The sequence below is a fragment of the Flavobacterium sp. genome (genome assembly GCF_036405015.1).
GTDB lineage: Bacteria > Bacteroidota > Bacteroidia > Flavobacteriales > Flavobacteriaceae > Flavobacterium.
Genome location: NZ_DASWYK010000168.1, coordinates 19,199 through 39,505, shown reverse-complemented (window position 1 = coordinate 39,505; position 20,307 = coordinate 19,199). Strand labels below are relative to the sequence as shown.

The 20,307-nt window shown below is 32.2% G+C and carries 21 protein-coding genes; 5 read left to right on the top strand and 16 right to left on the bottom strand.

The features are described from left to right. Window positions 1–167 precede the first annotated feature (167 nt). A complete protein-coding gene (gene tsaB / locus VGE71_RS13835) occupies window positions 168–842 on the top strand; it encodes a tRNA (adenosine(37)-N6)-threonylcarbamoyltransferase complex dimerization subunit type 1 TsaB (RefSeq protein ID WP_331138864.1) in 675 nt (224 codons plus the stop codon). A gap of 1 nt (window position 843) precedes the next feature. Here the strand turns inward: tsaB and VGE71_RS13830 are convergent, their stop codons facing one another. From VGE71_RS13830 to VGE71_RS13820, 3 genes are all read right to left on the bottom strand, one after another. Further along, complete coding sequence (locus tag VGE71_RS13830) at window positions 844–1,650, bottom strand: mechanosensitive ion channel family protein (RefSeq protein ID WP_331138863.1); 807 nt, start codon at window positions 1,648–1,650, stop codon at window positions 844–846. 98 nt (window positions 1,651–1,748) lie between these two features. Further along, window positions 1,749–2,111 carry a YtxH domain-containing protein gene (locus tag VGE71_RS13825; protein ID WP_331138862.1) on the bottom strand — a complete coding sequence of 121 codons (363 nt, stop codon included), beginning with the start codon at window positions 2,109–2,111 and terminating at the stop codon, window positions 1,749–1,751. 145 nt (window positions 2,112–2,256) lie between these two features. Then, window positions 2,257–3,156 carry a NifU family protein gene (locus VGE71_RS13820; protein ID WP_331138861.1) on the bottom strand — a complete coding sequence of 300 codons (900 nt, stop codon included), beginning with the start codon at window positions 3,154–3,156 and terminating at the stop codon, window positions 2,257–2,259. 143 nt (window positions 3,157–3,299) lie between these two features. Here VGE71_RS13820 and VGE71_RS13815 point away from each other — a divergent pair, with 143 nt between their 5' ends. Continuing rightward, window positions 3,300–4,289, top strand: coding sequence for a type IX secretion system membrane protein PorP/SprF (locus tag VGE71_RS13815; protein WP_331138860.1), 990 nt, complete (start codon window positions 3,300–3,302; stop codon window positions 4,287–4,289). Between the two features lie 11 nt (window positions 4,290–4,300). Continuing rightward, complete coding sequence (locus tag VGE71_RS13810) at window positions 4,301–4,819, top strand: gamma carbonic anhydrase family protein (protein WP_331138859.1); 519 nt, start codon at window positions 4,301–4,303, stop codon at window positions 4,817–4,819. Window positions 4,820–4,913: 94 nt separating this feature from the next. Here the strand turns inward: VGE71_RS13810 and VGE71_RS13805 are convergent, their stop codons facing one another. From VGE71_RS13805 to VGE71_RS13785, 5 genes are all read right to left on the bottom strand, one after another. After that, on the bottom strand, window positions 4,914–5,630 hold the full coding sequence (locus VGE71_RS13805; protein WP_331138858.1) for a LytTR family DNA-binding domain-containing protein: 717 nt from the start codon (window positions 5,628–5,630) through the stop codon (window positions 4,914–4,916). A 131-nt stretch (window positions 5,631–5,761) separates the two neighbouring features. Then, entirely contained in the window at window positions 5,762–6,880 is a 1,119-nt protein-coding gene (locus tag VGE71_RS13800) for a sensor histidine kinase (RefSeq protein ID WP_331138857.1), read from the bottom strand. Beyond that, on the bottom strand, window positions 6,881–7,108 hold the full coding sequence (locus VGE71_RS13795) for a DUF4907 domain-containing protein (RefSeq protein ID WP_331138856.1): 228 nt from the start codon (window positions 7,106–7,108) through the stop codon (window positions 6,881–6,883). A gap of 91 nt (window positions 7,109–7,199) precedes the next feature. Further along, the gene (locus VGE71_RS13790; protein WP_331138855.1) at window positions 7,200–8,204 is read right to left on the bottom strand and encodes a Kelch repeat-containing protein; all 1,005 of its coding nucleotides are present in this window, start codon (window positions 8,202–8,204) and stop codon (window positions 7,200–7,202) included. A gap of 16 nt (window positions 8,205–8,220) precedes the next feature. Continuing rightward, window positions 8,221–9,051: a DUF6268 family outer membrane beta-barrel protein gene (locus VGE71_RS13785; RefSeq protein WP_331138854.1), complete on the bottom strand. Its 831-nt coding sequence runs from the start codon at window positions 9,049–9,051 to the stop codon at window positions 8,221–8,223. 232 nt (window positions 9,052–9,283) lie between these two features. Here VGE71_RS13785 and VGE71_RS13780 point away from each other — a divergent pair, with 232 nt between their 5' ends. Further along, window positions 9,284–10,612: a DUF4270 family protein gene (locus VGE71_RS13780; RefSeq protein ID WP_331138853.1), complete on the top strand. Its 1,329-nt coding sequence runs from the start codon at window positions 9,284–9,286 to the stop codon at window positions 10,610–10,612. After that, window positions 10,612–11,847 (top strand): aromatic hydrocarbon degradation protein, encoded by a 1,236-nt coding sequence (locus VGE71_RS13775; protein WP_331138852.1) that lies wholly within the window; start codon window positions 10,612–10,614, stop codon window positions 11,845–11,847. Before VGE71_RS13780 ends, VGE71_RS13775 begins: the two co-directional genes overlap by 1 nt. A gap of 4 nt (window positions 11,848–11,851) precedes the next feature. Here the strand turns inward: VGE71_RS13775 and murI are convergent, their stop codons facing one another. The 8 genes from murI to VGE71_RS13735 form a co-directional block, all read right to left on the bottom strand. Continuing rightward, window positions 11,852–12,628 (bottom strand): glutamate racemase, encoded by a 777-nt coding sequence (gene murI / locus VGE71_RS13770; RefSeq protein WP_331138851.1) that lies wholly within the window; start codon window positions 12,626–12,628, stop codon window positions 11,852–11,854. Between the two features lie 150 nt (window positions 12,629–12,778). Continuing rightward, entirely contained in the window at window positions 12,779–13,282 is a 504-nt protein-coding gene (locus tag VGE71_RS13765) for an OmpH family outer membrane protein (protein ID WP_331138850.1), read from the bottom strand. Between the two features lie 15 nt (window positions 13,283–13,297). Next, entirely contained in the window at window positions 13,298–14,329 is a 1,032-nt protein-coding gene (locus tag VGE71_RS13760; protein ID WP_331138849.1) for an OmpH family outer membrane protein, read from the bottom strand. A gap of 42 nt (window positions 14,330–14,371) precedes the next feature. Beyond that, complete coding sequence (gene bamA / locus VGE71_RS13755) at window positions 14,372–17,092, bottom strand: outer membrane protein assembly factor BamA (protein WP_331138848.1); 2,721 nt, start codon at window positions 17,090–17,092, stop codon at window positions 14,372–14,374. Then, window positions 17,025–17,765, bottom strand: a complete 741-nt coding sequence (locus VGE71_RS13750; RefSeq protein ID WP_331138847.1) for an isoprenyl transferase — start codon at window positions 17,763–17,765, stop codon at window positions 17,025–17,027. The genes bamA and VGE71_RS13750 overlap by 68 nt, the downstream gene beginning before the upstream one ends. A gap of 1 nt (window position 17,766) precedes the next feature. Next, window positions 17,767–18,456: a DUF6089 family protein gene (locus VGE71_RS13745; RefSeq protein ID WP_331138846.1), complete on the bottom strand. Its 690-nt coding sequence runs from the start codon at window positions 18,454–18,456 to the stop codon at window positions 17,767–17,769. 173 nt (window positions 18,457–18,629) lie between these two features. Then, window positions 18,630–19,514 (bottom strand): NAD kinase, encoded by an 885-nt coding sequence (locus tag VGE71_RS13740; RefSeq protein ID WP_331138845.1) that lies wholly within the window; start codon window positions 19,512–19,514, stop codon window positions 18,630–18,632. A 99-nt stretch (window positions 19,515–19,613) separates the two neighbouring features. Further along, window positions 19,614–20,273 (bottom strand): CBS domain-containing protein, encoded by a 660-nt coding sequence (locus tag VGE71_RS13735; protein WP_331138844.1) that lies wholly within the window; start codon window positions 20,271–20,273, stop codon window positions 19,614–19,616. Between the last annotated feature and the right edge of the window lie 34 nt (window positions 20,274–20,307).

Here is a 20,307-nt window from a genome sequence, read left to right as displayed (position 1 = left end):
CTATTATAATGAAGAATATGTCTATTTTTCTGCAAGTAAGAAGTTTGTCCTTTATTTATTGTTTTTAGCTATAAATATATGTGTGTTGCCTTTATTGCTTGTAATGGCGATTTTTCTTTACAAAGGAATTCTTAAGTAAAATATTTAATAATTAAAATTAAACAACATTGTCTCTTATTCTCAATATCGAAACGGCTACTAAAAATTGTTCAGTATCTGTCGCAAAAGATGGAAAAACCATTGTTTGCAGTGAACTTGCAGATGAAGGGTATTCACATGCCGAAAAACTTCATGTTTTTATTGAAGAAGTAATTGCTAAGGCTGGTATTTCTGTTCAGGATTTAAATGCAATTGCAGTAAGTCAGGGGCCAGGATCTTATACGGGTTTAAGAATTGGTGTATCGGCAGCAAAAGGGTTGTGTTATGCTTTGAATATTCCGTTAATAGCGGTTGATACACTTCAATCATTAGCTTCTCAGGCAGGAGTTACAGACGGAAAGATTATTCCGATGCTGGACGCTCGCCGTATGGAAGTGTACAGCGAAATCTTTAATGCTGACCTGACAATAGAAAGAGGAATAAAAGCGGAAATAATTGACGAGAATTCATTTCAGCAATATACAGACAAGCTTTATTTTGTAGGCGATTGCGCTGATAAATGTAAAGCTGTTTTGACTAAAGATAATTTCGTGTTTTTAGAAAACATAAAATATCCTTCAGCACAAGCGATGAGTAAAATCAGTTTTGATAAGTATCAAATAAGCGACACTGTAGATGTCGCTTATTTTGAACCTTATTATTTAAAAGATTTTATGATTACTGCTCCTTCTAAAAAAGAGTAAATTATTTTTGTATAGTATACGGCTGCACGGCAATTCCTGCTTCATCAAGTGCAGCTTTACAATCTTCTAAGGTTTCAGTAAAAACAGCTCCGTAATTGGCATTTTTTGCCCATGGGCGAACAGCAAAATCTACAGAACTCGCTGATAGATTTTTTACAAAAACTTCTGGTGCTGGCGTTTGTAAAACTTTTGGGTTTTTATTTAAAACATCTAATAAAACATCTTTTGCTTTTTTAATATCAGAATCATAAGAAATTGAAAAAGTCAAATCGGCTCTTCTTTCTCCGAGCATCGAATAATTGATGATTGTTCCGTTTGATAAAGTGCCATTTGGAACAAAAACAGTCTGATTATTTCCAGTTACCATCTTGGTAACAAAAATCTGAATCTCTTCTACGGTTGCAATAACTCCTTGGGCTTCAATTGTATCGCCTACTTTGAAAGGTTTGAAAACAATAATCAACATTCCGCCAGCAAAATTAGAAAGAGAACCTTGAAGTGACAAACCAACTGCAAGTCCCATAGCTCCTAAAATGGCAACAAATGAAGTAGTTGGAATTCCTAATTTTGAAATGACAGTTATGAATAATAAAATTCGGAGTGCCCAAAGTAAAATATCGGCAAGAAACTTAGTCAAAGTAGGATCTAAATTTCGTTTCACCATTATTTTTCTAATCAGTCTGTTTATTAGTCGAATGGCATATAAACCAACGAAAAGGATTATCAATGCAGAGATTAATGTTAGTGAATAATCAGCTAATATTGTAATAAATGTAGAAGTGTAACTTGCTATTTGTTCTGGGCTCATGTTTGTATTTTAAGAATAAAAAAAACCTTCTCAAAGCGAGAAGGTGTATTATTTTGCAAATATAAATAATATTTGTTTTTATAAGAAAAGAAAGCTGTTTATTCCTTGTCAGCTTCTTCAATTGCTGGTTCGCTTGTGTCAACAACAGTTTCATAAACCAGTTTTTTTGTTTCGTCTGTAGTTTCAGCAGTAGCTTCTTTTATACTTTCAATAACGTCGTTTATTGCTTCAGTAGCTTTTTCTGCATATTCGCTTGCCGTTTCTTTTACTTTTTCAATAATGGGTTCCGAAACTTCTATTACTTTGTCAATAGCTTCTTCGGCAAAAGTTTCTGCTTTTTCAATGTAAGTTTCAGCGGTTTCTGTTGCGTGTTCAAGAGTAGTTTCGGTATTATTTGCCGGTTCAGTAACCGATTCTTTGGTCGAGCCAAATAAACTCTTAAAAAATGTAGTTAATCCCATGGTTTTTAATTAATTGGTTATAAGTACAATATTAATTATTTTTATAGAATTAGTCTTTTTTTTAATGATAAATAATTGACAACGAGTGATTAATAATAAAAAAAAGCGCCTCGATTGAGACGCTTTTGCTTATTTTATTTATGAATTAAGCATTTACAGCTTCCACTTTTATGGCTTCATCATTCAACATACTTTTAAGCATATTTTCGATACCACTTTTTAATGTAAATGTTGAAGAAGGGCAACCGCTGCAAGCTCCTTGTAAAAGTACTTTTACTGTTTTATCATCTTCATTATAAGATTCAAAAGCAATATTTCCACCATCTGCAGCTACAGCTGGTTTTACATATTCTTCCAAGATGTTGATGATTTGTTGTGAAGTAACATCTAATTTGTCAAAAGCTTCGTCTTTTGTAGCTTCATTTTTTGTAGCTGTCTGAATTAAACTTTCGTCCAAAACAGTTCCTCCATTTTCGATAAATTGTTTGATGAAAGTTCTTAATTCTAAAGTGATTTCAGACCAATCATTAATTTCATATTTTGTTACAGAAATATAATTTTCATCAATAAAGATTTCTTTTACATAAGGAAATTTAAATAATTCCTGCGCTAATGGAGAAGAAGCAGTCTGATCAATGTTTTTGTATTCTACAGCATTACGAGTCAGCATTCTGCTTACTACAAATTTCAGGGCAGAAGGATTTGGAGTTGTTTCTCCATAAACTGTAATAGGTTGTTTTTTTGCCTTAGTTTCGTCAACTTTAATAATAACGCCTCCTTTATCAACAAAAGCGCTGATTTGTTCTGCAACAGCATCCTTAACATCATCCCAGTCTACAATACTATATCTTTCAATAGCGATAAAATTTCCGGAGATATAAACAGTCTTAACAAACGGTAAATAAAACAATTGCTGAGCCAGCGGAGAAGCTTGTGCTTCGTCTATATTTTTGAACTCAAAGTTTTGATTTTGAGTAATGAAATCTTCAAACTCGAACTTCAAAATCGTTGGGTTTTGAGTTTCTTTTATAGTGATTTTTGTCATGGTAGTATATTTTTTGCAAATTTACTAAAGTTATTTTCTACTAATAGCTATATTTGATTTTTTAATGAAATAATTAAGACTCTTTTCAAAGAAATCGTATTAAATTGCAGGAGTAAAAATTATATAGATACAAAATTGTCTTTATGGAATTTAAAATCAGGGTTTTATTAATTTTTCTTATTTCTTCCTTTTTCTCTTATTCACAGGAAGGAATACCTGTATATTCTGACTATTTGTCGGATAATTATTACCTGATTCACCCTTCAATGGCTGGTGCAGCCAACTGTGCAAAGATTAGATTAACGGCAAGAAAACAATGGTTTGGACAAGAAGATGCACCATCATTACAAACATTAAGCTTTAATGGAAGAGTAGGAGAGCGTTCTGGAGCTGGTATTATTATTTTTAATGATAAAAACGGTTACCATTCTCAAAAAGGTGTGAAACTTACTTATGCACATCATATCATGTTTTCAAGAGATGAGATTGATTTAAATCAGCTTTCTTTTGGTATTAGTGGTGGTTTGATACAAAGTCAATTGGATGAAACGAAATTTGGAGGAACTTTTGATCCTATTGTATTCGGTTCTATTCAGAAAGACTCTTATTTTAATATGGATATTGGAGCTTCTTACAACTTTCTGGATTTTTATGCACATGCAACAGTTCAAGGATTGTTAGAAACAAGACGAGAATTATATACCGAATACGAAAGCGATAATTTGAGAAAATTTTTATTGAGCGTCGGATATGTTTTTGGTAAAAGAAATAATGTTACCTGGGAACCTTCTATACTTTTCCAGTACTTTGATAAGACAAAAGAAAAAACGATCGATCTGAATATAAAAGCCTACAAAAATATGGATTTCGGAAGTCTTTGGGCGGCCCTATCTTATAGAAGAGGTTTTGATGGCGCACAGTATCTTGCAGGAAGCGGAGTTGCTTCTCAAAAATTACAATTTTTTACACCTATAGTTGGGGTTAATTTTAAGAACTTTATGTTTGCTTATACGTATTCTCAAGTAATGGGAGATGTAAAATTTGATACAGGAGGTTATCATCAAATTACTTTAGGAATTAATTTGTTCTGTAGAAAAGAACGTTACGACTGTAACTGTCCTGCGATTAACTAAATTTTATTTTTATGCTGATTAAATCTGTAAACGGAAAATCACCTTTGATTCCAGAGGATTGTTATGTTGCTGAAAACGCTACAATTGTAGGAGATGTTACTTTTGGCGATTCCTGCAGCGTATGGTTTAATGCTGTTGTGAGAGGAGATGTGCATTACATTAAAATTGGAAATAAAGTAAATATCCAGGATGGAGCAATTATTCACTGCACTTATCAAAAACATCCCACTATAATTGGAAACAACGTTTCAATAGGTCATAATGCTATTGTACACGGTTGTACTATTCAGGATAATGTATTAATCGGAATGGGAGCCATTGTAATGGATAATTGTGTTGTAGAAAGCAACGCTATAGTAGCCGCCGGAGCTGTTGTAACTCAAAATACAATTGTGAAATCAGGAACTATTTATGCGGGTGTTCCTGCGAAAAAAGTAAAAGATATCGATCAATCTGATTTTGCAGGTGAAATAGAACGCATTTCAAATAATTATGTCATGTATTCCAGTTGGTTTAAAGAAGAAAAATAGATTTAATAATTCCAATAAAAAAGAAATTCCAAATTCCAATGTGTTGTTCTAAAAGCATTGGAATTTGGAATTTTTTTATTGAAAATTTAAAAAACTATAGGTTGATTTTTTCGAAGAAAGTATTTTTATAGCTTTCACTGATTGGAATTCTTTTATCACTTATTAAAACCTTATTTTTCTGAATAGATTTTACATGTTTGATGTTGATAATATACGATCTGTGAATTCGTGCAAAACCTTTACTTGAAAGCAGATTTTCTAATTTAATTAAACTAATCAATGTCAAAGTAAATTTGTTATCTGTAGTGTAAATTTTGACATAATCTTTTAGGCCTTCAATGAAAAGAATATCAGCAAAATTCAGTTTTACATTTTCATATTCGGCTCTTACAAACATAAAATCCTGTTCAATTTCAGGAGCATTTGTGTTTTCAGAAACAGCCTGATTGTTTGTTACTGGCTGTAAAACCTGTTGAGCTCTTACAACTGCTTTTAAAAAACGGTGAAAAGGGATTGGTTTTACCAAATAATCGACAGCTCCAAGATTAAAACCTTCTACAGCATAATCGGAATACGCTGTGGTAAAAATAACTAAAGGTTTTTTCTCGATTGTATTAATAAAATCAATTCCGGAAAAATGAGGCATTTCAATATCCAAAAAAATCAAATCAACATTATTCTGATTAATAAACGAAACAGCATCAATCGCATTGTTAAAAGAATTGACTAATTCTAGCGAATCTACTTTCTTGACAAAATCCTGCAATAATTCTACTGCTAAAGGTTCGTCATCTATAATTACACATTTCATTTTTTCAGAATTAAGTTTTAATAATTTGTTTTGGCATTCAAAAGTAATTTTAAACCAGTAAATTAAGTTTTAAAATTTTCATAAAATACTGATTAATAATCAAAATTATACCCAAACAATACTAATTTCTATTAATGTATTCCGGTTTTGATTTCGTCTAATTTTAAATTTAAATGAACTCTATAATAGTCATTATCCTGAGTAATAACTAATTCATGCGCATTCGGATAAAGCAAATCAAGGCGGTTTTGAATATTTACAAGTCCGATTCCTGAATTTTCAGGATCTTTCACATAATTTTCGATAGTGTTTTCAATCCAGAAATCAAGATTATGATCTGTAATAAGTATTTTAATTTTTACGTGAGCTGCACCTTTATAATCAGTTCCATACTTAAAGGCGTTTTCAACAAAAGAAATCAATAATAAAGGCTCAATAAATTTGTTTCTGGTATCGCCATGAACGTTAATTACAATGTCCTCGATGTTGTTTAATCTCAGTTTTTGGAGTTCAATGTAATTCTGAATATAGTTTACTTCTTTTTCTAAAGCCACCGTTTTGTTATCGGTCTCATATAGCATATAGCGCATGAGCTCAGATAACGTCACGATGGCATCAGGGACCAAATCAGATTTTTTGTGTGCCAAAGAATAAATACTGTTTAGCGAATTGAATAAAAAATGCGGGTTGGTTTGTTTACGCAGATATATTAATTCGGTATTTGTTCTGTGCGTTTCGGCAATTAATTTGTTTTGTTGGTTATTATAGAATTCGGTTAATGTTCTAATAATCGCGCTTATGGTTATAATCAGAATATAGAAAAATGAAGGTCCGAGTTTAAAGAAAATCGGCTGTCTCATTTCAATTCTTTGAGGCATATGCATTCCTTCTCTTGGAAAAAAATGCGGACCTTGAGGTATCATTCGCGGCGGCATTATGTTTTCGGGTCTTAAGTGTCTGAATTCAGGAATAAAAAAGTTTATTCTGATAACCATAAAAATGGCAATAAGACCAAAAGCAAATAAAAAATACAACCAATATTTCTTTTGTAAAAGATAGGATGGAACCAAATAAAAATAATTCAGATAAAACAAGACTATTCCTGTAATCCACTGTGCATAAAAGTCATTTCCCATCTTAAAAGGACTTTCGTAAAACTGAATTAAAGAAGTTAAAATAAAGAAAACCCATATTGCACAATGAAATAGAATTTTGTTGTATCCGGTATTTTTTAAGGTGTCTAACTGCATTTATAATTTTATTTTTAATAAAATTAATTCATTTTTGGTTACCGTCGGAGATAAGTTATTTTTGAGTTTCTCTTTTACAAGGTCGGCTACTTTTAGAGCATCGCTTTCTGTTGCAAAGCTTTTGCTTTCGCTTATTACCGGAATAATAGTTTGTTTAATTAAAATTTTTTCTTTGTAAGCTATTGTATATCCCCATCCTGAATTTGTTTTGAAAGTAGTAGATGTCAATACTTCTTTTTTAACGCAGGAAATAAAAAATAAAAGAAATACAAAAACTAGGAAACACTTCCAGATTGTATTCTGAAAGTGTTTTGTTATATTAGTTATCATTATCATTTTGTTCTTCTAAAGGTCTAAATTCCCAAGCATCGTCAAAATAAGTAGAACCAATTCTTCCTAACATATAATAACCTCTATTGTTGATTGCAAAAGCAACTGCATCAGTTCTTGTAGCACCTTCCATTGCTGTTCTTTCTACCCATAAATCAGTTGTTGGGTTATATTCCCAAATCGTTTTGATGTTTTCACCACCTACAAGATATCCTAATCCATTCATAGAAAAGCTAGAAGCGTTAGAGCGTACAAGAGCATAATCATCGTTATATGAATAATCATCATCAGTATCTTTATCGATATCTCTTTTTCTTGTCCAAGTATCTGTTGAAGGGTCAAACTCCCAGAAATCTTCCTGATAAGTACCATTATTAACACCAGTTACGAGATAAGCTTTGTCTGCAATTACAAAAACTGTCGCATTACGTCTTTTGTTTCCGCTGAAACCATTTACAAGTGTCCATGAATTAGCCTGATCGTCGTATTGATAAAAATCTTTTAGGTAATTTCCATCGTAACCTGTACCAAAATAAGCTTTTCCACCTGCCTGAAATCCTACTGCTGCATAACGCGCTGTTCCCGCAAAATCTGTTTTTTGAGTCCAACTATTGCTGGAAGGATCGTACTGATAAAAATCTTTCAATTTGTTAGTTCCGTCATACCCCAGACCAACATATCCTTTTTCATTTAATGAAAAACTAGAAGCCGAGCTTCTGCCTACACCAATAAAATCTGCTTTTTGTTCCCAGTAATCTCCGTTTGAATTGTAAATCCATAAATCTTTCAAATATTCGTCACCAGTATAACCGCCCACTACATAAGCGAAATCTCCAATAACAAAACTTGTAGCACTAGATCTTGCTGGGCCGTCAAAGGCTGATTTTTTAATCCAGTTACCCATTAATTCTTCATCTTCATCATTACTGCAGCTTAGAAAAAAAAGGCTCGAAAAAAGCGCTGTGAATAAAATTCCTTTTTTTAGATTAATCATAGTGTATTTAATTTATTTATTGTTTGTATTTGATCCCTATTCCTAAAACGTAACCATTTCCTGTATTGTAATCATATAGTTGATGGTCACTATTATCTAATAATTTGTATTTTTTGTCAAAATCATAACCTGCTTTAAAATTTAAGAACCAATTGCTGCTCACATTACGTTCGTATTCAAATGCAGATGTAATTTGTGATAAAACTGCTTTTTCTTTATCATTCGATGCGTCGAGATGATAAAAACTTCCGTTAAAGCTGTTTGTTAATTTAAATTCATTTCTTTCGTTATTCGAATAGGTAATTTTAGAATCAGGGAATCCAATTCTTAAATTAGTTTTTTCATTGAATTTATAATCCAAAGCCGCAATCGGAGTAAATTTTGGTGCACCAAAAATCGATGTTCTTCCAGCTCCAATCACAATATTTAATTTTGGATTCAGTTGTTGATTAATCGTTATATTTCCTAAAACAGTCAAATCTGATATATCTAAATTTTGTTGGAAATTGACTGTTGGAACAACCGAAAACGCCCAATTTGTTTTTTCTGATATCTTGTGTGAAAATTCAAATTTGTTTTGAATCTGATTGAATTTATCCTGATCCTGATAAAAATCTAAGGGATTCAATTCGTAATTCACTTTCAAATTCGAATATTCTAATGTGTTTTTTATTTTGTAATTAACTCCCAAATCCTTTTCATAGGAAACAGCAATATCAGTTTGATTGAAATTTATCTTATTTGTTGACTCTGTTTTAATATTCGCGTAAGCAGCAAAATTTCCCTGTGCTTTTATGCTTAAAAACGAAATCGAAAAAAGAGAACAAATTAAAAACCGTACTATCATTATTTATTTTATTGGTTTCAAAATTAAACGGAAGGCTCTCTTAAAAAAAAGAAGATATATGTATGACCTGTTTTGATAGACTAAATTGTCATTTTTAAGGTTGAATTAAGTTTTAATGAGATAATTGCTGTTATAGATCATTTCGATTGATTTGTAGCTTAAAAAAGCTTGATAGTATATGTTATAGTGTAGCGCGAAAGCTTGCATTTTATATTTGTTCAAAAAATAAATTATGCACAAGTTTATATTGATCTTGCTTTTTGTACTAAGCTTGTTTTCATGTGGTACAGATACCGATACAGGAGAGTTTACTGTAGGCTCAGATTATCTGGCTTTAAGTAATAAGGTTGTTTTGATTGATACGGTTACTGTTAACATGTCAACCATTAATTTTGACTCACTTGCAACGTCAAACCGTGGAAGAATTCTAATCGGGAATTATGATGATCCTGTTTTCGGGAAAGTTAAATCGGATAGTTATTTTCAGCTTTCTGCCGATACTTATGCTTTAAATAGTGTTGGTTCAGATACAGAATCTACCAATTATGTTTTTGATTCAATCTCTATGATTCTTAAATATGATAGATATTATTACGGAGATACTACAAAAGTTCAGACGTTTAATATTCATAGATTAACTCAAAAAGTTAAGCCTAACACAAATGATAGTAATTTCTACAACAATTCTACTTTGGCCTATAGTTCGGAAAGTCTTGGAACTATATCGTATAAACCAAGACCGAAAGAAAAAGATTCTATAAACATTAAAATGAGTAAGGAGTTTGGCGAAGCTCTTTTTCAAAAAATCAAAAAAAGGGAGGTTACAGATTTTGACAGCTTTACAGAATATTTAAAAGGTCTTGTTTTAGTTCCTGAAAATTCCAATTCTTCCAATATTATTGGTTTTAGTGTTTCAACAAGTAAAGTCCGCTTATATTATTCGAAATATCAGTCAGATAATGAAGCAGCATCGCTCATTGTAGATTTTTCGATTTTAGATGCTACTAAGCAATTTAATTCTATTTCTCTAGATAAAACGGGAACTATTATACAAAATCTTCCGGCTTCGACTGGCAGATTGTCCAGCTTGCAGACCAATAATCAAGGATTTATTCAGTCTGGAACTGGAGTTGCCTGTCGAATAGATTTTCCTAATATAAAACAGTTTAAAAATATTTCAACAAATGGAGCCATTGTAGACGCAGAATTAATTCTGAAACCTGTCAATAATTCATATTCAGAAAAATATCCTTTAGCAGATTCCTTAACGGTTTATGTTGGAGATAATTTAAACAGAATAAGCGGAACATTGGTAAACTCAGCAGGAACATCGGTTTATGGAAAACTGAGTCAGAAAAGTGATGAGTTTAATGAAAATGTTGGCTATTCTATTTCAATTGGCAATTTTCTTCAAAAAGAAATGCTCAAACAATCTGATTCTAGGTCAGCGCTTATATTGACTTTACCAGGAATTGCTCAATCTGTAAACAGACTGGTTTTAGGTGATCAAAAGCATTTAAACAATAAAATTCAGCTTAAAATTTATTACATCTCATATTAATGAAAAATAAAATTGTTTTGTGGAGCTGCTTCATTTTGATGTCGTTGACTTCCTTTTCTCAAAGTATTTCAAGTTCTCCGTATTCATTGTATGGAGTTGGGAGTTTGTATGATTCAGATTTTGGATATTTGCCATCAATAAGTTCTTCTGGAATTGCTTTGCCTTCGGATACATTTATAAATAATTTAAATCCGGCATCATTGGGATTTATGTATCAAAACCACTTTTTGTTTGATATAGGAGGAAAAGCATTATCTACAACCTATCAGAGTGGTACACGTAAAGAGAGTCGAAATAATTTTCAATTCTCGCATTTAGCATTTGCATTTCCAGTCACAAAAAAATCAGGTTTTAGCCTTTCTCTTCGTCCATATTCCAGTTCAACATTTAAAATTTCAAATTTAAAACTGCCGATACAAGACGGACAAGAATATTATTATCTTACAGCTGAAGGATCGGGAGGGTTAAATAGTCTGGATTTTTCATACGGTTACCTAATAGGAAAAAAACTGACAGTGGGAGCTACTGGAACGGTGCTTTTTGGAAATACAGTTGATGATCGTTCTTTTTTAATTGGAAATTCTATTACAACAATTCATAAAAAAACAGATTACAACGGAATACGAGCTACTTTGGGGGCACAATACAAAATAGATTCTACTTTTACTATTGGAACAACATTTAAGGTTCCTTCAAGAATTAATGCATCAAAAGTACAATCGGTAACAGCAATTGCTGATGAGGTTCAAACTTCTATTGAATCTGAGGCCTCTTCGGATACAGACGATTATTATATGCCTCTTGAATTTGGAGTTGGAGTAAGTAAACGATTTAAGAATAACCTGAATTTGACTTTGGATTATGAAAGAAGTTTGTGGAATGATACCAAGCAATCAGATCTGTATGGTAATTTTGTAAATCAGGATCGGGTTGCATTTGGATTAACGTACAGCTCCAAAAAAAATCCGCGAAAATATTGGGATAGAGTAGGTTATGCTGCGGGAATCAGTTATGATACCGGATATCTTGAAGTTGATTCGCATCGTGTTAATAATGCATCATTTTCAATTGGATTAAATCTCCCAGTTGACAATACATTTTCGTCTTTGAATATTTCATATTCTTATGGACAAAAAGGAAGAATTGCAAACGATCTGATAAAAGAAAATTATCATAAGATATCTCTCAATTTATCATTGGATGGAATTTGGTTTGTCAAACGAAAATTTGAATAAACTTTTAGAAGTCTTTTTTAATTACGGGATATTTATATTCTAAAATAGCCTCCAATACTTTTGGATCTGAATTGACATAAAAAACAGGATCATTTTGTGTAGCATCTGAAAAGCCCACTTTGTCCTGTAGTAAGTTTTTAGTTTGTCGTGCAACAGCTTCTCCTGAATCTATAATTTTTATATGATCCGGGAGAATTTTTTTTATTTGAGGAATCAAATAAGGATAATGACTACATCCTAAAACAAGATAATCAATATTGGCTTCAATCATTGGTTTTAGATAAGATTCCAATAACTGTGTCATTTCTGGTGAATAAAGATTTCCATCTTCAATAAGTTGTACAAGTCCATAACCAACTTGTTCTACTATTTTGGTGTTTTGAAACATCTCTGCAGTTTTGTTAAACAATTCACTATTTAAAGTTCCTTTTGTAGCAAGAATTCCGATTACCTGTGTCTGTGAATTATTTGCTGCAGGCTTAATTGCAGGTTCGATTCCAACAAATGGAATATCATAATCTGCACGTAGTTCGCGTATTGCATTTGTTGTGGCAGTATTGCAGGCCACCACAATAAGTTTGCAATTATTTTCAAGTAAAAACTCTACATTTTTTTTACTTAAAGCAACAATTTCATCCTTCGTTTTTTGACCGTATGGAGCATTTTTACTGTCAGCCAGATAAATGGTTTTTTCATTCGGAAGAAGATCATGAATGGCGCTCCAGATGGATGTTCCGCCAATACCAGAATCAAAAACGCCTATAGGATTATTGTTTGTCATAAAGCAAAATTACTATTTTTTGTATAAAATCTGTAACTCTAAGTTAATTCAATTCCTAAAATTATGTTACAGATTGGGTTTAATTTTTTGTAAAAAAAAACTGCTCAATTTATAGAATTGAACAGTTAGTTTTTTTAAGTTTTGAAATTCTTAGAATCCTAAATCTTTTTTAACGTCAGCTGTGATGTTTGGACCATCAGCTAATAATAATGTAGAACCATCTAAGATGTATTGGAAACCTTTAGCTTTTCCAACTTTTTGGATAGAAGCTCTTACTTTTTCCATTAATGGTTTTACGATATCATTTTCTTTTTGTTGTAATTCTTTTTGAGCATTGTCTCTGTAGTCAACAATTCTTTTTTGCATGTCTTGTGCTTCTTTAGAACGGTCATTGTTAACTGCTTCAGTTACTGAAGTAACTTCTGCTTCATACTTTTTCATTTTAGCTTGGTATTCTTCAACCATTTTTTTGTATTCAGCATCATATGTACCACTTAACTTTTGCAGTTGATTTTGAGCATCTAGCATAGCAGGCATTTTCGACATGATCTCGCTTACATCAACATGAGCTACCTTCGCTTGCGCGTTCATTGTGTTACTTGCTCCCAAAATAAGAATTGCAGCAATTAGTAAAGTTTTGATTTGTTTCATCATTTTTAAAAATATTAATTAATTATTGGTCGTATTTGCTTTTTGTGTTTCGGCCTCTTTTGCTTTTTTGGCCGCTTCTCTTTCTTCTAAAATTTTCTTTCTCTTTTCTTCTAATTCTTTTTTACGCTGTTCGTAGAGCAATTGTCTTTCTTCAGCTTTTGTCATTGCAGGCTCAGTAGTCGACGTTTGTTGTGTGTTAGTTGCCGCAGGTTTAGCAGTTGTGGTGCTTGTTTTTGCAGCTTCGGTCGTCGTCTGAGTGTCTGTTGCTGTCTTAGCTGTTCCAGAAACCGTGCCATTTTTTTTGGCTTCTCTTTCAGCCTGAAGCGCTTTTCTTCTGTCGTCGTATTCCTTTTTCTTGGCTTCCTGCTCCAGTTTTCTGTCTTCAATTAATTTTTCTCTGGCTGCTTTTTTCTCATCAAGCGCTTTTTGACGCTCTGCCATAGCCGGATTTTCGTCTATTGCATTTTCAAGATTTTCTTTAGCTTCTTGTTCTTTCAGTTGTTTCTTTGTCAACTGTTCGCGTTTTTCAGTACGATTTAAGATTCTTAAAACCTGATCGCTTATGTCAAATCTTGTGTTACTAAAAAGCATTGTCAAATCTGATGACTTGTCAAAGATAAAATCATAATTTTTGGCTTGAGCAATATCCTGAACCGCTGTAAAAACCTGATCTTGGATTGGTTTTGCTAAAGCAGCTTTTTGTCTCATTAAATTACCATCAGCTCCAAATTGTTTCTGCTGATAATCCATCATTTCCTGCTCAAGAAACTTGATTTCAGTTTCTCTTTCCTCAATTAATTCTTTCGTAAGTAAAGCTTTTTCTGTTTTTAAGCTTTCCTTAAGCGCATTTATATTTAATTTTTTAGCCTCAACTTCTTGTTTCCACTTTTGAGCTTTTTGCTCTAATTGTGATTTAGCTTCTTTATAATCGGAAACATTTTCTAAAATATATTCCATGTCGATGTAGCCAATTCTAGTCGTCTTACCTTGTGCCTGACTTGTACTTGCTACAATCAAGGCTAAAAATATAAATAAAAATTGTTTTCTCATAACATAACTTTATTTGATGATTTTTAACCAAACGTTATTTCTCTAAAATTGTTGTCCAATAATAAAGTGTGTTTCCCAACCATTAGGTTTTGATTGTCCTGGAAGAGCATCAAATCCGTAACCAAAGTCAATACCTAACAATCCAAATGCAGGCATGAATACACGTAAACCAGCACCAGCAGAACGGTTCAAATCAAACGGATTGTAATCTTTGAACGTTGGATATGATGATCCTGCCTCTAAGAATGTTAAAGCATAAATAGAAGCTGATGCTTTTAAGGTAATCGGATAACGTAATTCCATAGAGAATTTGTTATAAATAGTTGCTCCGATTGGATCGTTATTTGTATTTACTGGAGTTAATGAATTGTTTGGATAACCTCTTAACTGAATAGTCTCTCTACCATCCATAGAGTAGTTAGCCATACCATCTCCTCCTAAATAAAAACGCTCAAACGGAATTACACCTCTTTCCTGATTGTAAGCTCCTAAGAAACCAAATTCTGTAAGGGTTCTCAATACTAGTTTTCCATAAACTTTAGTGTACCAGTCTCCTTTAAATTTAACTTTATAATATTCTAACCAATTGTATTTTTTCTGATCGACTTTTGCAGGATCCGCCGCAGCTTCCTGATAAGTACTCACTTTGTTTCCGTTTGAATCTAAATAATCACCCGCATTTACAACTACCTGATTTCCGTCTGTATAACTAGATGTTGCTTTTAATTTATATTCCTCCTGATTTCCTAGATCACCATATTTTATACCATTAAATAATGAGTATGGAGGTGTAACTTTTGCCGAAATACTAAATTCAGAACCATAAGTTGGGAATATTGGGTTAACCCCTTTATTACTTCTTGAAATTCCGATAGTATATGCTAAGTTTCTTGATGCACCATTACCAAATGTAAATAAACCAGTATTGTAATTGTTCAAGTCATAATGCTGATAACTTACAGACTGTGATAATACAAAGTAATCATCAGGAACAGTTAACCTTTTCGCTAGACCAACTTGGACTGTAAAAATATTAAAACTTTTGCTTCTATCAACAGTTCTGGTGATGTAATTGTTAAGAAATTGCTTACTGTATGAAATAGATGAACTAAATTGGACTGGTTTTTTTCCTCCAAACCAAGGTTCTGAAAAAGATACACTATACGTTTGGAAATAGGTACTTCCTTGTAAACGAAGTGCTACTTTTTGTCCGTCTCCCATTGGTAATGGTTTGTAAGCTTCTTTGTCAAATAATTTCCTTGCAGAGAAATTGTTAAACGAAAGTCCTAATGTTCCGATGAAACCTCCACCGCCATAACCTCCTTGAAGTTCGACCTGGCTAGATCCTTTTTCTACAACATTGTATTCAATATCAACAGTTCCTGCTCCAGCATCAACGTTTTTAAATTTCGGATCAATTGCTTCAGGATCAAAGAAACCTAATTGTCCAATCTCACGAATGGTTCTTACTAATTGTTCTTTACTATATTTTTCACCTGGTTTGGTTCTTAATTCACGATAAATAACATGATCGTTTGTTTTGTCATTTCCAACTACAGTAATCTTGTTGAAGTATGCAATTGGCCCCTCTGTAACTCTAATTTCAAAATCAATTGTATCGTTTACAGTTTTTACCTCTACAGCATTAATGTTTGAGAATAAATAACCATTATTTTGATATAAATTGGTGATGTCTTCGGCATCTGGTTTAGACTTATCGGCAATTCTTTTTTCTAGTAAAACTCCATTATAAGTTTCCCCTTTTTTAATTCCTAAATAACTGTTTAAAAGACGATCAGAATAAACAGTGTTACCTAAGAATTTAATGTTACCAAAGTAGTATTTGTTTCCTTCTTCTACATTAATCTTAATAGCAAGTGTGTTTTTCTTTTTGTTGTATTGTACAGAATCGTAAATAATACGAGCATCACGATATCCTTTTTCTTTATAGGCCGCAATTACTTTCTCTAAATCGGTTTTATATTTCTCTGGAATAAACTTAGAAGCTTTAAAAACACGAATAAAGTTTTTCTGTTTAGTGTCTTTCATTGCAGATCGTAACTGACTGTCTGTAAGTTGTTTGTTTCCTGTGAAATCAATATTGCTGATTTTTACTTTGTCACCTTTATCGACCCTGACAAGCATGTTTACCTGATTTCCTGCTATGGTGTCAGGAGTAGTCGTAATAGTAACTTTGGTGTTATAAAAACCGTCTTTTTTATATTTGTTTTCAATATAATTTTTAGTAGTCGTAATTAAGTTTTCGTTGACTATCTTGTTTTTAGTCAAATTGTTGTCCTTAATTAATCCCTCAACTTTACTTTTCTTAATACCAACGAATTTAACTTCGTTTAGTTTAGGAAGTTCAATAATATCTAAATCCAGATAAATACTATCGTTTTCTACCTTATTAACATAGAATGCAATCTCATCAAATAAACCTAGTTTACCTAATTTTTTAATTGCACTACTAATTTCTTCTCCCGGAACAGTGATTTCCTGACCTTTTTGAAGTCCTGAAAAGGTTACAACGGTTTGCTCATTGAAGCTTATTTTACCAACTACGGAAACTTTGGCTAGAATATATTTTTTTCCCTGATCAAAAGGAACTCTTTCTTGTGCTTTAATTTGTGAAAAACTACCCAAAAGTAAAAGGGTAAGGACTATTTGTATTTTTTTTTGCAACACTAAAAAATTATTTAATTTGTTCACTGGTCTTTCCAAATCTACGTTCTCTTTTTTGATAACTAATAATAGCCTCATATAAATCCTGGTCTTTAAAGTCTGGCCACAAGACATTAGTAAAATATAATTCTGCATAAGCGATCTGCCACAGCAAAAAATTACTTATTCTATGTTCTCCACTGGTTCGTATTAATAAATCTACGTCTGGTAAATTTTGCGTGTAAAGATGCTCATTTATAATTGAATCGTCAATAGTGTCGATTGAAATTATATTATTTTTAACTTTATCACTAATTGCTTTTACAGCATTTACCAGCTCCTCTCTAGATCCATAACTTAAAGCAAGAGTTAGTGTTAATCTGGAATTGTCTTTAGTTTTTTCCATCACATCCAAAAGCTCTTTTTGGGCTGTTTTTGGTAATTTGTCAAGATTTCCAATTGCGTTGAGACGAATATTGTTTTCCTGAAGCGTAATGAGTTCTTTTTTTAATGAATTGATCAATATTTTCATCAAAGCTTGTACCTCAAGTTTTGGACGGTTCCAGTTTTCTGTTGAGAAGGCGTATAAGGTTAAATATTCAATACCCAGCTTAGCCGAAGTTTTGATTATTTCTTTTACAGATTTTGTTCCATTTTCATGTCCAAATGCACGCAAATAGCCTTGTTGTTTTGCCCAGCGTCCATTACCGTCCATAATAATGGCAAGGTGTTTTGGTAAGTTTGTGTGATCTATTGATTCTATTAAATTCATTTTATTCTGCGCAATAGCAAGGTTTTTTTCCAAATGTGTATGTCAAGGTCACGCCTGAAAAAACATACCAGTCATTATTATTTAAATTTCCAAACTTTAAAATGTTTGAATTGCTTGTATTAGGGTGACTTCCGTCAATATTATCTGAAAAGGTATAACGTACTCCTGTTTCAAGTCCTAAAACAAAACGTGGTGTTATGTTTGATTTTATACCTAATATAAAAGGTATAGCAAAAGAGCTTGAATTTTCAGAATAAATGACGTTTGGGCTTGTAGTATATCTATATAAATTGTCGAAGATAAAGAAATTTAATCCCGAATATACATAAGGAGTAATTTTTGTGTGATAATCATGAAGATTGAAATCGAAAAAGTTGAATTCTAATCCTGCAGAAAGTTCTTTGATATTGTTGTCAAAACGATATCCTCTTTGGTTTCTTCCTGTTTCGTCCGATTTATAATCATTTCCAGAAACTTCTGATTGTGTATAAGAGAATCTCCAGGAGTGTCTTGGGCTTCTGTTCCATTTATAAAGAACTCCAAAAGCTAGTTTTTCTGGGGCGATATAAGTTGTTTTACCAACATCACCAACAAAGTTGCTTCCACCAAGAAAAACACCAAGCTCATTGATCTGAGCATTTAGCGTAATAAAGGGGAAAAAACATAACAATAAATTAAAAATTTTCTTCATTTAATTCAAAATTGCGTGCAAATATAATAATTATCAATACGAATCAAAGTTCCTTTGGTTAAATGTGCTTTTTTTTCAATTTACGTTATGATTTTGAGCCATTTAATGATGATTCACTATATGCAGAACGAGAAAATGTGGTAATATCGTATAGAGAAGAATTATAAAAGAGTTTAATTTCTTTTGTCTTCTCCCCAAAGCAATTTGTTTCTCAAGGTTTTCAAGAAAGTTTCGCCTGGAATTTCGACCATTTTTATTTTATAGTCTGTTTTTTTAATTTTTAAAATAGACTCATTTTTCACTGAAGAAATCCTTGAGTCTAAAGAAACCAAATATTGATCTTCTCTACCAGTAACGCGTAACGTAATTTCGGTGTCGTCTGGAATGACAAGTGGTCTGGCTGTTAAATTATGAGGTGCTATAGGTGTAATTACTAAGCTTTTTACATCTGGGGTTAATATTGGTCCCCCGCAGCTTAAAGAATATCCTGTAGAACCAGTTGGAGTAGAAATGATTAATCCGTCTGCCCAGTAAGAGTTCAAATATTCATTATTCAAGTAAGTTTCTACCGTAATCATCGAAGTAGTGTCTTTTCTGCTGACAGTTACTTCGTTCATGGCAAAATTAAGTTCTTCAAAAGCATCATTTTTAGGATCTGCGGTTAATCCTAATAAAGTACGTTCAGAAGTAGTGTAATTTTGGTCAATAACATATTGTAACAAACTTTCAATATTCTCTTTTTGCACTTTGGCAAGAAAACCTAATCTTCCTGCATTTATACCTAATAATGGAACACCAGAATTACGAACAAAAGCGGCTGCCCTCAAAATGGTTCCGTCGCCGCCAATGCTTATTAGCATTTCAAAACTATTATCCAAAGCACTGTTCGAAGGAAAAGTTTTGTATTCTTTCTTAACCAACTGTTTTTCGTAAAGCATTTTAAGAAAGTTTTCTTCAATTACCATTTCGATATTATTGGAATTGAAAAACTTGAAAATGTCTTTTATGATTGGTTCAGTACTATTTTGATAATATTGTCCGTAAATGGCTATTTTCATTCTTTTTTTAATTAGAGAATTTGTCAATGTGTCAATTAGATAATTGGAAAATGCGAAAATTGTCTAATTAACTAATTTTCTCATTGGCACATTTATAACTTATATATTAAGGTATTTGTCTAGGTAATCTGATCGTTCTTTTAAGCTGTTGATGTAAGTATCTTCCTGATGTTCTGAAATAATTTCATAACCATATCTTCTATATGTCTGAATAATTTCATTGATAGCTCCTAAACCAATTTTCACAGTGATTTGAACATTTTCTGTATCGGCTTCAGAAACAAAACATCCTAAAACTTTACCATTATTACTTTCTACAATCTGAGTCACCTCGCTCATTGAGTAATCTAAAAGTCCTTTTTGAACAATAATAATTGCTCCTGGCTCTTTCAAAAATGGAGTTTCCTGAAAAAATTTCATGATATCTTCCATTTCGTAATAACCGATGTAAGCGTTATTTTCGTCAAGAATTGGAATTATGTTGGTGTGATTTTTAGCGAAGACTTCTAGAACATCTAGCCAGATCATCGATTTTCTGGCAAAAAAGCGTTCTAAAGTATATTTGTAGTCAATTGCTTTTTTATCAGTGTCAAATGTTTCTACATCATCAGAAGAAATGCTTCCAATAAAAATCCCGTCTTCAAGAATCGGGAAATGAGAAAAATTTACATCGATAAAAAAGTCCTGAATCGATGCTATCGTTTCCTGACTATCAATCGCTCTGAAATCATTTGTGATATAGTTTGTAATTTCTGTCATAAATCATTGAAGATATTTGATGCAAAATAATCAA